Origin of the sequence: Pseudomonas oryziphila (genome assembly GCF_003940825.1) — a bacterium.
GTDB classification, from domain to species: domain Bacteria; phylum Pseudomonadota; class Gammaproteobacteria; order Pseudomonadales; family Pseudomonadaceae; genus Aquipseudomonas; species Aquipseudomonas sichuanensis.
Window position 1 is genome coordinate 3,854,971 of the sequence record NZ_CP034338.1, and the last position, 14,273, is coordinate 3,869,243.

At 61.5% G+C, this 14,273-nt stretch carries 14 protein-coding genes; 9 read left to right on the top strand and 5 right to left on the bottom strand.

Features of this window, described 5'->3' with window-relative positions; all coding sequences use genetic code 11:
- From EJA05_RS18120 to EJA05_RS18130, 3 genes are all read left to right on the top strand, one after another.
- Positions 1-918 (top strand): pyridoxal-phosphate dependent enzyme, encoded by a 918-nt coding sequence (locus tag EJA05_RS18120; protein WP_125859297.1) that lies wholly within the window; start codon positions 1-3, stop codon positions 916-918.
- An 89-nt stretch (positions 919-1,007) separates the two neighbouring features.
- On the top strand, positions 1,008-1,625 hold the full coding sequence (locus tag EJA05_RS18125; protein WP_125859298.1) for a TetR family transcriptional regulator C-terminal domain-containing protein: 618 nt from the start codon (positions 1,008-1,010) through the stop codon (positions 1,623-1,625).
- Between the two features lie 40 nt (positions 1,626-1,665).
- Positions 1,666-2,331, top strand: coding sequence for a M24 family metallopeptidase (locus tag EJA05_RS18130; protein ID WP_125859299.1), 666 nt, complete (start codon positions 1,666-1,668; stop codon positions 2,329-2,331).
- Here the strand turns inward: EJA05_RS18130 and EJA05_RS18135 are convergent.
- Positions 2,310-2,807 (bottom strand): metallophosphoesterase family protein, encoded by a 498-nt coding sequence (locus tag EJA05_RS18135; RefSeq protein ID WP_125859300.1) that lies wholly within the window; start codon positions 2,805-2,807, stop codon positions 2,310-2,312. The genes EJA05_RS18130 and EJA05_RS18135 overlap by 22 nt on opposite strands.
- Before the next feature lie 233 nt (positions 2,808-3,040).
- Between EJA05_RS18135 and EJA05_RS18140 the strand changes: the two genes are divergently transcribed.
- The 3 genes from EJA05_RS18140 (at position 3,041) to EJA05_RS18150 (ending at position 7,366) form a co-directional block, all read left to right on the top strand.
- Positions 3,041-4,138 (top strand): carboxynorspermidine decarboxylase, encoded by a 1,098-nt coding sequence (locus EJA05_RS18140; protein WP_125464690.1) that lies wholly within the window; start codon positions 3,041-3,043, stop codon positions 4,136-4,138.
- 30 nt (positions 4,139-4,168) lie between these two features.
- Entirely contained in the window at positions 4,169-5,407 is a 1,239-nt protein-coding gene (locus tag EJA05_RS18145) for a saccharopine dehydrogenase family protein (protein ID WP_125859301.1), read from the top strand.
- Between the two features lie 135 nt (positions 5,408-5,542).
- A complete protein-coding gene (locus EJA05_RS18150; protein WP_125859302.1) occupies positions 5,543-7,366 on the top strand; it encodes a P-loop NTPase fold protein in 1,824 nt (607 codons plus the stop codon).
- Positions 7,367-7,440: 74 nt separating this feature from the next.
- On the opposite strand, the gene EJA05_RS18155 is transcribed toward EJA05_RS18150, so the two are convergent.
- A complete protein-coding gene (locus EJA05_RS18155; RefSeq protein WP_125859303.1) occupies positions 7,441-8,487 on the bottom strand; it encodes a class I SAM-dependent methyltransferase in 1,047 nt (348 codons plus the stop codon).
- Positions 8,488-8,680: 193 nt separating this feature from the next.
- Here EJA05_RS18155 and EJA05_RS18160 point away from each other — a divergent pair, with 193 nt between their 5' ends.
- Positions 8,681-9,169, top strand: coding sequence for a signal peptidase II (locus EJA05_RS18160; RefSeq protein ID WP_125464693.1), 489 nt, complete (start codon positions 8,681-8,683; stop codon positions 9,167-9,169).
- Between the two features lie 39 nt (positions 9,170-9,208).
- Here EJA05_RS18160 and EJA05_RS18165 read toward each other — a convergent pair whose 3' ends face one another.
- Entirely contained in the window at positions 9,209-10,048 is an 840-nt protein-coding gene (locus EJA05_RS18165; RefSeq protein WP_125859304.1) for a type 1 glutamine amidotransferase domain-containing protein, read from the bottom strand.
- A 13-nt stretch (positions 10,049-10,061) separates the two neighbouring features.
- On the bottom strand, positions 10,062-10,367 hold the full coding sequence (locus EJA05_RS18170; RefSeq protein ID WP_125464695.1) for a putative quinol monooxygenase: 306 nt from the start codon (positions 10,365-10,367) through the stop codon (positions 10,062-10,064).
- A gap of 96 nt (positions 10,368-10,463) precedes the next feature.
- Here EJA05_RS18170 and EJA05_RS18175 point away from each other — a divergent pair, with 96 nt between their 5' ends.
- Complete coding sequence (locus tag EJA05_RS18175; protein WP_125859305.1) at positions 10,464-11,381, top strand: LysR family transcriptional regulator; 918 nt, start codon at positions 10,464-10,466, stop codon at positions 11,379-11,381.
- A 133-nt stretch (positions 11,382-11,514) separates the two neighbouring features.
- Here the strand turns inward: EJA05_RS18175 and mqo are convergent, their stop codons facing one another.
- A complete protein-coding gene (mqo, locus tag EJA05_RS18180; protein WP_125859306.1) occupies positions 11,515-13,092 on the bottom strand; it encodes a malate dehydrogenase (quinone) in 1,578 nt (525 codons plus the stop codon).
- A gap of 235 nt (positions 13,093-13,327) precedes the next feature.
- Between mqo and EJA05_RS18185 the strand changes: the two genes are divergently transcribed.
- Positions 13,328-14,191, top strand: coding sequence for a toll/interleukin-1 receptor domain-containing protein (locus tag EJA05_RS18185; protein WP_125859307.1), 864 nt, complete (start codon positions 13,328-13,330; stop codon positions 14,189-14,191).
- The last annotated feature ends 82 nt before the right edge of the window (positions 14,192-14,273 follow it).

The window sequence follows — 14,273 nt, forward strand, 5'->3', positions numbered from 1 at the left end:
ATGCCACTGCACATCCAAACCCCGCTGATCGAATCCCGCCCCCTTTCGCTGAGTGCCGGCCGCCCGGTGTGGCTCAAGCTCGAGGCCCTGCAACCCTGCGGCTCGTTCAAGCTGCGCGGGGTCGGGCATGCCTGTGAAATACACCGGGCCCGTGGCGCGCAACATTTCGTCTCGTCGTCGGGCGGCAATGCCGGGCTGGCGGTGGCCTATGCCGGGCGCAAGCTGGGGCTGCCGGTGACCGTGGTGGTACCCGAAACCACCACCGAGCGGGCCAAGGAGCTTTTGCTGCTCGAAGACGCCAAGGTCGTGGTGCACGGCAGTTCGTGGCAGGAGGCCAACGCCCATGCCCAGACGCTGCTGGGGCCGGACGATGCATTCATCCACCCCTTCGACGACCCGCTGCTGTGGGCCGGCCATGCCAGCATGGTCGACGAAGTGGCGGCGACGGGCTTCAAGCCCGATGCCGTGGTGCTCTCGGTCGGTGGCGGCGGGCTGCTCAGCGGTGTGGTCGAAGGCCTGCAACGCAATGGCTGGCACGACGTGCCGGTGCTGGCGGTGGAGACCGACGGCGCGGCATCGCTGCATGCGGCCATGGCTGCCGGGCATACCGTGGAGCTGCCGGGCATCCAGTCGGTGGCCACCTCGCTGGGGGCCAAGCGGGTTGCCGAGCAGGCGCTGGCCTGCAGCCGTAGCCACACCGTGAATAGCCACCTGGTCAGCGACCGCGAAGCTTTGCAAGCCTGCGAAAGGCTGCTGCGCGATCACCGGGTGCTGGTCGAACCGGCCTGCGGTGCGGCGCTGGCGTTGCTGCAGCGGCCAGAGGTGTTCCAGGCCTACGGCAATGTGCTGGTGATCGTCTGCGGTGGCGCGACCGCAACACTGGAGCAGATCCGCGCCTGGCTGGAACAGGTGGCCTAGGCCCTGCTCGCGGGTACAAGCCCATGGCAGGCCAACCGGGTATCGCTATATACTTTTCAACATAGCGATTCAGAAGTCCTGCCTCAGCCATGTCCAGTATCCGTGACCGCAACCTGCAACTGATCCTCGAAGCTGCCAGCGAAGAGTTCGCCCAACACGGCTTCGCCGCCGCCCGGGTCGAGGCCATCGCCACCCGCGCCGGCCTGCCCAGGGCCAATGTCTTCTACTACTTTCGCAAGAAGCAGCAGCTCTACACCGCCGTGCTGGACCTGGTGATGGAGCCCTTGCTGCTCGCTTCGCGCAGCCTTGCGGCCGAGGCCCATCCAGAGCACGCCCTGCCCCGCTACTTCAAGGCCAAGGCCGAGGTCGCCCGCCAGCACCCCCATGCCACGCGGGTCTGGCTCAAGGAAATGCTCCACGGCGGCCAGCGCCTGCCTGGCGAGCGCAGCGAGGCCCTGCGCCACAGCGCCCGGCAGAACCTCGCCTGCCTTGCGCAGTGGATGGAGCGCGGCCTGATTGCCCGGACCGCGCCGGAGCATCTGCTACTGTTCCTCTGGTCCACGCCCCTGGCCAGTTTCCGTTTCGGCGAGGCGCCCGGCAGCTCGGCGCAGCTCAAGCCGACGCGGGCGTCGACCCAGGCGCTGGCCGACCTGTTCCTGCGCGGCCTGCGCCCGGAGGCTAAGGTGCCGAAGTTGATCGCTATATAAAAAAATCATAACGAAATACACCCTGATGAGGAGTACCGGCATGACTGCCACCAACACTGCAAAGGAAGCTGTGGGTGCCCCCTATCAGCTGGACCTGATGAAACATGCCCAGCGCATGACTTGGCAGGCCGTCGAGCGCATCGCCCAGGGCATCCGCCCCGGCATGCGCGAATCCGAGGCCCGCGCACTGGGCCAGCAAGTGCTGGAAGCCTTGGGCATGCAGCGGATCTGGCACCCCACCCACATCCGTTTCGGCGCCAACACCCTGAAGACCTTCAAGCAGCGCTCCGAGGGTGACCCTGTGCTGGGCGCGGACGACATCTATTTCATCGACATGGGCGTGGTCTGGGAAGGCCATGAGGGCGATGCCGGCACCACCTTCGTCACCGGCAACGACCCACAGAAGATCGCCTGCGCCGCAGCGGTGAAAACCCTGTTCGACGAGGTCCAGGCGCACTGGCGCAGCCAGGGGGTGACGGGCATCGAGCTGTACGATTTTGCCGCCAAGCGCGCCCGGGAAATGGGCTGGAAGCTGAACCTGGAAATCAAGGGCCACCGCGTCAGCGACTTCCCCCATGCCATCTACCGGGCCGGTGACCTGGGCGCTTTCGACGGGCAGCCGGGCGCAGGCTTGTGGATCCTGGAAGTCCAGATCGCCCACCCCGAGTTGCCCTACGGCGCGTTTCACGAGGACTTGCTGGCCTGACCTGCCTTGATCGAAGCCGGGGTGAGCAAAGGGATTATCTCAGGCATCACCCCATCCGCACCGACCTCGATCAGCGCGAGGGTCACCGGCAGGCTGAACCGCCGCGGCCCGGCGCTGCCCGGGTTGAGATACAGACAGCCGTCCCGCTGTTCGATCAGCGGTTTGTGCGAATGTCCGGTGATCACCCACTGCACGCCCTCGTCCAGGTGCGCCGGCACATCGGCCAGATCGTGTACCAGCAGTACCTGCCAGCCTTGCACCTCGAACCTGTCCACGTCCGGCAAACCCTGGGCCCAGGGCAACGCCACGTCATTGTTGCCACGCACCACGCGTAGCGGTGCCAGCGCCGCAAGCGCCTCAAGCACCTGTGGCTTGCCGATGTCACCGGCGTGCACGATCAGCGCGCAGCCCTCGAGCGCCGCCAGCGCTTCGGGGCGCAGCAAACCATGGGTATCGGAAATAACGCCAACTTTCATTGCCCGCGCCTCGCTACCGGCCTTTGATCAGGATGGTCATATTCGTCTGTTTCAATAGGGCCGTTGCACCCCAAGCGCTCCCCTGCAGTGGGCCCCGGGCCACCGCATGATGGCGCTTTGTATAGGCAATGAGCGGCGACTCGGACGAAAAGCACCTTGCGCCCTTTCGAACTGTGGCAAGTGAAGGCACAATGCGTGTCCTTTTTTTGGCCGGCCTGGCCGGGGGCCTTTAAATGATCAAGACGCCGTACTACCTCATCGATAAAACCAAGCTGCTGAGCAACATGGAGAAGATCGCCTACGTGCGCGAACACTCCGGTGCCAAGGCCCTGCTTGCCCTCAAGTGCTTCGCCACCTGGTCGGTGTTCGACCTGATGCAGCAGTACATGGACGGTACCACTTCGTCCTCGCTGTTCGAGCTCAAGCTCGGCCGCCAGAAGTTCGCCGGCGAAACCCACGCCTACAGCGTGGCCTGGGCCGACGATGAAGTCGAAGAGATGCTCGAAAACTGCGACAAGATCATCTTCAACTCCATCGGCCAGCTCGAGCGCTTCGCCGAGCAATCCGAAGGCAAGGTGCGCGGCCTGCGCGTCAACCCGCAGGTGAGCAGCTCCGACTACCTGCTGGCCGACCCGGCGCGCCCGTTCAGCCGCCTGGGCGAGTGGGACCCTGAGAAGATCGAGAAGGTGATCGAGAAGATCTCCGGCTTCATGTTCCACAACAACTGCGAGAACGGCGACTTCGGCCTGTTCGACAAGATGCTCAGCCACATCGAGGAGCGCTTCGGCCACCTGCTGCACAAGGTCGAATGGGTCAGCCTCGGTGGCGGCATCCACTTCACCGGCGAAGATTACGCGGTGGACGCCTTCTGCGCGCGCCTGAAGCAGTTCTCGCAAACCTACGGCGTGCAGGTGTACCTGGAGCCAGGCGAAGCGGCCATCACCAACAGCGCCTCGCTGGAAGTGACCGTGCTCGACACCCTGTACAACGGCAAGCACCTGGCCGTGGTCGACAGCTCGATCGAAGCGCACCTGCTCGACCTGCTGATCTACCGCCTCAACGCCAAGATGGCCCCCAACGATGGCGCGCACACCTACATGGTCTGCGGCAAGTCGTGCCTGGCCGGTGACATCTTCGGCGAGTACCAATTCGACAAGCCACTGGCCATTGGCGATCGCCTGTCGTTCGTCGACACGGCGGGCTACACCATGGTCAAGAAAAACTGGTTCAACGGTTTGAAGATGCCGTCCATCGCGGTCAAGCAACTCGACGGCAGCGTCGAGGTAGTGCGCGAGTTCGGTTTCGAAGACTACGTTTCGAGCCTGTCGTAAGACGGGCTTTCATGAAGGAGAGCAGCTGAATTGAAGAAGAACGTTCTTATCATTGGTGCAGGAGGTGTCGCCAAGGTGGTGGCCCACAAGTGCGCACAGCATAACGACGAACTGGGTCGTATTGCGATTGCGTCACGGAACATCTCCAAATGCCAGGCCATCATCGACAGCGTCAAGGCCAAGGGTAGCCTCAAGGTACCCGCCGACATCCAGGCCTTCTCGCTCAACGCCCTCGATGTCGAGGCGACCAAGGCACTGATCCGCGAGACCGAATCGCAGATCGTGATCAACGTCGGTTCCGCCTTCCTCAACATGTCGGTGCTGCGTGCCTGCATCGATACCGGTGTCGCCTACCTGGACACCGCGATTCACGAAGAACCGGGCAAAATCTGCGAAACCCCGCCCTGGTATGGCAACTACGAGTGGAAACACCTCGAGGAATGCCAGCAGAAGAACATTACCGCCATTCTTGGTGTCGGCTTCGACCCGGGTGTGGTGAACAGCTACGCAAAACTTGCGCAGCAACAGTATTTCGACCGCATTGATTCGATCGACATCCTCGACGTCAATGCCGGTTCCCACGGCAAGTACTTCGCCACCAACTTCGACCCGGAAATCAACTTCCGCGAGTTCACCGGGCAAGTATGGAGCTGGCAGAACAGCCAGTGGACCAGCAACACCATGTTCGAGGTCAAGCGCACCGACGACTTGCCGGTGGTGGGTTCGCAGAACCTGTACCTCACCGGCCACGACGAAGTGCACTCGATCTCGAAGAACCTGAACGTACCGAACGTGCGCTTCTGGATGAGCTTCGGCGAGCACTACATCAATGTGTTCACCGTACTGAAGAACCTGGGCCTGCTCAGCGAGCAACTGGTGAAAACCGCCGAAGGCCTGGAAGTGGTGCCGCTCAAAGTGGTCAAGGCCGTGCTGCCCGACCCGGCCTCGCTGGCCCCGGGCTACACCGGCAAGACCTGCATCGGTGACCTGGTCAAGGGCACCAAGGACGGCCAGCCGCGCGAAGTGTTCATCTACAACGTGGCTGACCACGAAGAAGCCTACGCCGAGACCGACAGCCAGGGCATCTCGTACACCGCCGGCGTGCCGCCAGTGGCTGCTGCCCTGCTGGTCGCCCGTGGCGAGTGGGACGCCGGCCGCATGGTCAACGTCGAGGAACTGCCGGCCGAGCCGTTCCTCAAGGCGCTGGACGTGATGGGCCTGCCGACCCGCGTCAAGGATGAGAAAGGCGACCGTCCCTGGGACGCCTGATCATTCGAGACCAGATGCGCCCTTCAGGGGCGCATCTACTTCCATACTCCCGCCATCGGTAAACACCAGCCAGTTTGCCATACCGTTTGACCCGCATATAAACTCTTGTGTTCGACATACAGGAGTATCTTGCGCATGGAAAACACAACGAAATCTATAAACACTCACATCACAGAATATCTAGACTACTATCTAGCACACTCCAATCCGCGCTTCGCTGTCATGCTCAATGGCGACTGGGGCATAGGCAAGACTCACCTACTGCGCACCTACCTTAGCAAACACTCAAGCGAAACCTACGCCTACGTAAGTCTTTACGGGCTGAACTCATTCAGCGAAATCGATGAACTCATTATTACCGACGTCCACCCGGTTCTCGACGGCAGCCTTGTAAAGGCTATCGAAAGCCTGGGAAAATCAACGCTGGCTTACTTCAATCTGCAGACTGACCTTGGCCGCAAGCTACTGTTCAACAGATACAAGAGGCCAATTTACATATTTGATGACTTGGAGCGTTGCGGCCTCGCACCGGAAAAAGTGCTTGGCTACATAAACCAGTTCGTCGAACACGAAAACAAGAGAGTCATCATAATTGCCAATGAGCAGGAATTTGGCAAGAACGAAAAATATCTCAGATACCGGGAAAAACTAATTGGCAAGACACTTTCTGTGTCCTCCCCCCTGAATGATGCCTTGGCCTCATTCATTTCAGATCACGAGACACCGCATTTCAAAGACTTCATCACACCGCAGTCCGCACAAATCAAGCAGCTTTATAAGCTTTCCGGCATCAGTAGCTTGCGCATACTGCAGCAATCCCTCTGGGATTTCGAACGCCTATTCAACACGCTTAGTCCGGCGCACCAGAATCATTCCGGCGTGCTGCAGCATTGCCTGGAGCTCTTCTTCCCGCTTTCCTTTGCCTTCAAGGCCGGTCATTTGAGCGAGCAGGATATTCAGTCACGGCCACAAGACTCCCCTTTGAAAAAATTCGCCCGAGCACTCGCTGACGGAGAAGAACTGACCGGTTTCGAAAAACTAGAGAAGCAGTACGCCGGCTTTAATCTACGTGACCGGATACTCAGCAATCAGGACCTTGCCAACACGCTAGCGAAGGGCCTCTTCAAGCCAGCAGAGATCGAACATTCCATCACTCAGTCACGCTTCTTCCGCGAAGACTCCGAAACAGCACTTGAAACCCTATCCAATGCATTCAGCCGAAGCGAGGAAAAATTCCAGATCGCCCTCGCCAAATTCAACATCGAGTATCAGAAATTCACCTTCACAAGTATCGACGACATCCTGTCCAGTTTCAGCACCCGCGTCTGGCTAGCCAAGCAGCGATTTATCGAAGACACCCCCGATAACGTCATTGAGCAGGGCAAGGCATACCTTGACCACCAATACGAAAAACGACGTCTATCGCCCTTGAGCGAGTTCCACCTGACAGATCGGCAGTACAGCTTTTTCAACGGCCGCTTCCACAACTATTCCCGGAATGACGCGGAATCCAAAGAGTGCAGGGCGTTTTTTGACTACTATAAAGATTTGACTGGACGCATCATAAACGACTCCTATCAACAGATCACCGAGGCATTATTAACAGATATGCGGACGGACTCCGACCGCTACGTGTGGAAAATCTCCTTTGCCAGTGCCAATAGCGACGACCATGTTCCCACCCAGGCATTGACAACAATTAACCCTCTCGCCTTCACTGAAACGCTTCTTTCTCTTCCCAACGAGCAACAAATCACCGTATTGACAGCATTCTCACGACGCTACAATTTCTCAACCATAGACCTAGGTGCGGAGCGTCCATGGCTATACGCCTTGAAACAGCAATTGGAGAGCGCCAGACGCACGCGATCACATTTCGATCAACAACGCCTCAGCAGCAACATCGAACACTATCTCATGCCACATATTGGTAATTTTTATCAGCCAATAAACAACTGATACACCTCGCATTTCTCCGGAGCACAGTACGACGGCCTATACCGACTCACCGTGCTCCGGCCTCATGCATCAGGCTATTTGCGTGCCTCCAGAATCAGGTTGAACGGTGTCTGCGTCGCCCGCCGGAACCTGCTGAACCCCGCTTCCTCGAACACCGCCCGCAAGCGTGCCTCCCCCGCCTGCGCCCCCAGCCCCAGCCCAACCTCCTGCGACAGTGAATTGGGCGTGCAGATGAATGTCGACGCGGCATAGAACAAGCGCCCCACCGGGTTGATATTGGCATCCAGGCTGTCCTCGGCGAACGGCTCGACCAGCATCACCGTACCGTCATCCTTCAACGCCCTGTAGGCATGCCGCGCAGCACCGACCGGGTCGCCCATGTCATGCAGGCAATCGAAGAAGCACACCAGGTCCAGATCGTGGCCGGGGTAGTCCTTTGCCGACGCCTGCTGGAAGCTCACCTGCCCGCCCACTCCGGCATCCCGTGCCCGTTCGGTGGCGGTGGCCACCGAAGGCGCGTGATAGTCATAGCCGACAAAATGCGACTGTGGAAACGCCTGGGCCATGACAATGGTGGAGGCACCGTGACCGCAGCCCACATCCGCCACCTGCGCGCCGGCCTGCAGCTTGCTGACCACGCCTTCCAGCGCCGGCAGCCAATCGGCCACCAGGAAGGTGCGATAGCCCGGGCGGAAAAACCGTTCGGTGCCACTGAACATGCACGGGTGGTGGTCACCCCAGGCCAGCGCGCCATCGCCGCGCATGGCCTTCACCAGCTTGTCCTTGTCGTGGAACAGCGCCGCCAGCACCGCCGCGCCGCCGGCCATGTAGGCCGGCGAGTCTTCCAGCGCCAGGGTCATGGCCTGCTCTTCGGGCAGGGTGAAATTGCCTTGATCGTGCACCACGTAACCCGCCGCGGCCTGGCCATTGAGCCATTCGCGCACCAGCCGGGGCTGGCACCCGGTGCGCTCGGCAAGCACCTCGGGGCTGACCGGCTGGCTGTCGGCCATCGCCCGGTACAGGCCGAGCTCGTCGCCCAGCACCACGTTGGCCAGGGTCGCCGCGGCGCCCATGTCGCCCACCAGCTTGCCCATGAATTCGTGAAGCCTTGCCTCGTCCATGACCTGACCTCCTCTGCTCAGAAGGCCACCGTCGACGAAGTCCGGTCCGGGGCGGTGGTCGGATCGATGATAGGCCCACAGCAGAACCGGGCCCGGGCTTTAAGTCTAGACCCGCCTGCGCTATCTTCGCCGCGCTGCCGGCACACCCGCCACTACCGGACGGCCGCACCCGTGCAGCAAAGGAATTGCCACCATGTTCTCCAGCCGTACCCTCGTCCTTGTCCTGGGCGTTGCCTTCATCATCATTGACCAGTGGGTGAAGCTGATCGCCCTGGTAGCCCTCGATAACCACAGTTATGTCCTGGGTAACCAGAGCATCTGGCTCGATCTGGCCCTGAGCCTCAACCCCGGCGCCTTCCTCAGCCTGGGTGCCGGCATGCCGGCGCTGCTCAAGCAACTGATCTTCGTGGTCGCCGTGGGCGCGGTGTGCTGCTGGGCCAGCGTCTGGGCGTTCAGGCACTGGCAGGCGGCGCCGATCAAGGCCTTCGCCGCCTGGTTCATCGCCGTGGGCGGGCTGTCCAACTTGATCGACCGGGTGTTTCGCGAGGGGCATGTGGTCGACTACCTGGTGCTCAACATCGGCACGCTGCACACCGGCGTGTTCAACCTGGCGGATATCGCCATCATGGCCGGCGCAGCGGTGCTGATGGTGGATGCCCTGACCAGGCCAGCCAAGCGCTGAGCAACCACCGGTGCGCCGGCCTCAGCGCTTCGAGCACCGTTACTTCCGGGCTCGCGCCAACTGCTCCAGCAGCGCCTTGGCCAAGGCCTTGTCGGAGAACGGGTTCTGCCCGGTGATCAGTTCGCGATCGACCACAACATGCGGCTGCCAGGCCTCGGCATAGCTCATGCTGCCACCCGCGCCGGCCATGGCCTTGGCCGGGTAGAACTGCAGGCGCTCACCCTTGAGTGAACCTTCGAACACCTGCTCCTCGGGGTCGGAGAAGATGGTCATGCGGTAGCCCTGATAGCTCCAGTCGCTGGCCGCCGGGGTTTCGCCACGGGCCAGGGCGGCGCGATAGGCCGCCGGGTCCTGCTGGGCCGACAGCAGCGTGATCGGGCCATGGCAGATGGCGGCAGTGGGCTTGCCGGCCTGATGGAAATGGCGCAGCAAGGCACCGACCTCTGGGTTGTTGGCCAGGTCGATCAGCGGTGCATGGCCGCCCGGGATGAAGATCCCGGCGTAGCGATCAAGGTCACCGGCCAGCACTTCCTTGACCGACAGCGTGTCATGGATGCCCGGCAAGCCCTCGACCACCTGCTGGATGCGCTGCATCTCGGCCTTGTCGCCGCCGAAATACATCGGGTCGATCGAGCGCTCATCCACCTGCGGCGCATTGCCCTTGGGCGTGACCAGCACCAGCGCGTAGCCCGCCTTGAGCAACTGGTCGGCAGGCACGCCGAATTCGTTGAGGTAATAGCCCGTGGCGTATTGCTTGCCATCCTGGAGCGCCAGCTGGTGTTCGCTGGACAGCAGCACCAGCACTTCGCCCTTGGGCGCGGCGACGGCAGCACCGGCCACCAGTGCGCTGGCCAGGGCGATGGGTGTGAAGATTTTCATGCAGATGTCCTGATCAGTTGAAGGGTGCGAGGTTCAGTGGGCGGGCCAGTTGGACCCGGGTCGGCGCGGCCAGCCACGCGCCAGTGGCGGCGCGGTAGGCCTGGTAATGAGCGCTGTTGCGATGCGCCTCGACCGCAGCCTCATCGACGTACAGCTCGAACAGCTCGAACGCCAAGGGCTCACCCTCGCGGACAAACAGGTCGTAGCGCAGGTTGCCGGGCTCGGCACGGCTGTGTTCAACCATCAGCTGCAGGGCCTGGGCGGCTGCCTGATAGTGCTCGGGGCTGGGGTGGATCGTGGCGAAAATGGCGATGGACATGGGTATGTTCCGTGCAGGTTCGAATTGACTGGGCCCATGCTAGCCATCGCGTTAGGATTCGATAATTCGAAAGCTTTTATTGCTGCGATTCAAAATATGAATATCACCAACAAAGACCTCAACCTGCTGCACCTGTTCCAGGTGCTCTACGAGGAACGCAACGCCTCCCGCGCCGCCGAGCGCATGGCCCTCAGCCAGCCGGCGCTGAGCCACAAGCTGAACAAGTTGCGCCACCAGTTCGGCGACCCGCTGTTCGTCCGCGCGCCACGCGGGCTCACGCCTACGCCTCGAGCCCATGAACTGGCGCCGCAGGTGCAGGTGTTGATTGGTCAACTGCAAAGCTTCTTCGAGCGCTGCGATGGCGAAAACTTCCTCGCCCGCCCTGCCCGCCTGCACCTGTACAGCACCGACTACCTCGAGCAGACGCTGCTGCCCAGGTTGCTGCCGATCCTGCGCAGCCAGGCACCAAACCTCACCCTGGTCACCCACAACACCCGTGGCGAATTGCCCCGCGAGGCGCTGGAGAAAGGCACCTGCGACCTGGCCATCGCCGGTTTCTACACCGGCCTGCCAGACACCTTTCACCAGCAACGGTTGCATGGCGAAGACTTCGTGGTGCTGGCTTCACGGGGCAACCCAAGGCTGACCGACGGCTTGAGCCTTGAGGCCTTCGTGGCCTGCGAGCACCTGATCACCACCCTGACCGGCGACCTCGACGGCCGTGTCGACCGCGCCTTGCGCGCCCTGGGCCATGAGCGGCGGATTGTCGCCGGGCTGTCCAGTTTCATCGCCCCGACGCGACTGGTCAGTGGCACCGACCTGTTGCTGACTTGCCTGCGCTCCCTGGCCGTCGATGCGCTGGAGCGCGACGCCGAACTGTGCATCCACCCGCTGCCGCTGACGCTGCCACAGGTGGAGGTGATGCAGATCTGGCATGAACGAACCCATGCCGATCCGTTGCGGCGCTGGTTCCGTCAGCAGGTGCGAGAGGTGGCGGCGCAGGTGGGTGCGTAATACTGCTGGATGCGCTACGGCCCATCGCCGGCAAGCCGGCTCCCACTCCGATTGCGCATGGCTTGAGCTCAGCGCGGTCGAGGTGGGAGCTGGCTTGCCAGCGAAAAGACCGCAAAGCGGTCGCAAGGCTGAGTCAGGGCGCGGCAACCTCACTGGCCGGCGCCAGCTGCAGCACTGCACTGGTGTAGTCCCACTCCTCCTGCACCTTGTCCGGGTGTTCGTTCAGGCGGATGCCATACGACGGGATGATCTGCCTGACCTTGGCCTGCCATTCGGGCGTGGCCAGCTTGTCCTTGAACACCTTGCCCAGCAGGTCGAGCATGATCGGTGGCGCGGTCGAGGCCCCCGGCGAGGCGCCCAGCAGCCCGGCGATGCTGCCGTCCTTGGAAGTGACGATCTCGGTACCCAACTTGAGCACGCCACCCTGGTTCTCGTCCTTCTTGATGATCTGCACCCGCTGCCCGGCCTGCCACAGGCGCCAGTCCGCAGGCTTGGCCTCGGGGAAATAGGTCTGCAGCGCGGCAAAGCGATCATCGTCGGACTGCAGCACCTGGCCGACCAGGTACTGCACCAGGTCGAACTCGCGCACCCCGACCCGCACCATGGGCCAGGTGTTATGGATCGTGGTGCTGCCCAGCAGGTCCAGCAGCGAACCCTGCTTGAGGAATTTGGTGGAGAAGGTGGCGAACGGCCCGAACAGGATCATCCGCTTGCCATCGAGCACCCGGGTATCCAGGTGCGGCACCGACATCGGTGGCGCACCGGTGGCGGCGATGCCGTAAGCCTTGGCCATGTGGCGTTGAGCGATGGCCGGGTTGTCGGTGACCAGGAACGAGCCACCCACCGGGAAGCCGGCATAGTCCTTGGCCTCGTCGATGCCGGACTTCTGCAGCAACGGCAGCGCGGCGCCGCCGGCACCGATGAACAGGAACTTGGCGTCGGTGGCGGCGGTGCTGCCATCCTTGAGGCTCTTGTACTCGACGTGCCAGCTGCCATCGTCGTTACGGGTGATGTTCTCGACCTCGGTGGACAGCTTGAGGTCGAAGTTCGGCCGGGTCTGCAGGTAGCCCACGTACTGGCGGGTGATCTCGCCAAAGTTGACGTCGGTGCCGATCGGCGTCCAGGTCACCGCGAGCTTCTGGTTGGGGTCGCGCCCTTCCATCATCAGCGGCACCCACTTGGCGATCTGCGCGTGGTCTTCGGAATACTGCATGGGCTTGAACAGCGGGCTGGCCTGCAGCGCCTCATAGCGTTTGCGCAGGAAGCGGATGTTGTCATCGCCCCAGACGAAACTCATGTGCGGGGTGGTGTTGATGAACGAGCGTGGGTTCTTCAGCACCCCCTGCTTCACCTGCCAGGCGAGGAACTGCCGGGTGATCTGGAACGATTCGTTGATCTCCACCGCCTTGCTGATGTCGATCTTGCCGTCCTTCTCCGGCGTGTAGTTGAGCTCGGCCAGGGCCGAGTGCCCGGTGCCGGCGTTGTTCCAGCCGTTGGAGCTTTCTTCGGCTACCTTGTCCAGGCGCTCGACCATTTCCATCGACCAGCCAGGCTCCAGCTCGTTGAGCCACACGGCGAGGGTGGAACTCATGATGCCGCCGCCCACCAGCATCACATCGACCTTCTTCGTGTCCGCCGCCTGGGCGCTAGCCAGGCCCAGTACAACGATGAGGCCGGCCAGCCCCCATCTGCTTCTCTTGGTGATTTTCATGGTCGCTCCCGCGAGTCGCAGTGCGTCCCGCTCCGATGCCTACCCGTGCCCACCTGCCCATGCGCCCAACATGGCCCATGACCAGTGCATTCGGCAGCAAGCTTAGCTGACTGGGCTGCTCGGGTAGGGAAAGCCGCGATGTTGAGGCAAGTTCTGTTGCAAAGTACGAGATGCTTCCACGATGCTTGATGGCTTTGAAGACCACAGCACAGGCCATGGACAAGGACATGCATTGATGGACATTTTATGGATCCCGCTATTCATGGTGCTGATTGCGTTCCTGGTGGTGGCCTCGGTGATCGATCATCGGCGACGCAAGCAGGGGTTGCTCGCCCTGCGCCAGCAAGGTTTCGAGTACATCTTCAATGGCAAAGGCAAAACGTACCTGGCATTCAACCTGTCTGAGGCCACGATCCGCATCGGTAACTTCGGCACAGCGCAGTGTATGCAACGCCCGGTCAGCATCATTTCGCACTTTGAGTGGAAATGGGTCGAGCAGAACGCCGCCAAACGGGAGAACCGCTTCGTGTTCTTCCTCTGCGACCTGGATATTTCCATGCACGAAGTCTTCTACAGCGCCAACGAACGCCTGGCCGAAGTCGAATGGGCCAAGCTCCAGGCGGTGTACAACCATGCTATCTCCTACCAGACACAGGTAATCGAGCAAATGCCAAGAACCGACACCTACGATCTTTTCATTTCCCACGCCAGCGAAGACAAGGAAGCCTTCGTCCGCCCCCTGGTCAACGCGTTGCAGGCACTGGGCCTGCGAGTATGGTACGACGAGTTCACGCTGGAGATCGGCGACAGCCTGCGCCGGTCCATCGACCATGGCCTGGGTAATTCGCGGTTTGGCATCGTGGTGCTCTCTCCTTCGTTCTTTGCCAAACAATGGACCCAGTACGAGCTTGACGCCCTGGTCAACCGCTCCATGTCCGGCGAGAAAGTGGTCTTGCCCATCTGGCACGACGTGCAGCACCCGGAAGTTGCCCGTTACAGCCACAGCCTGGCAGACAAGGTTGCATTCTCATCGTCGGCGCTGAGTATCGATGAAATGGCGACGGCGTTCCTGCGCGTTGTACAGCGCGAACTGCACTGAAAACACCGCGGCGTATTCACGACACTTGTCTTCTCGACGCCCTATCAATACTGTATGCATGAACAGCACTCATAAGGCATGT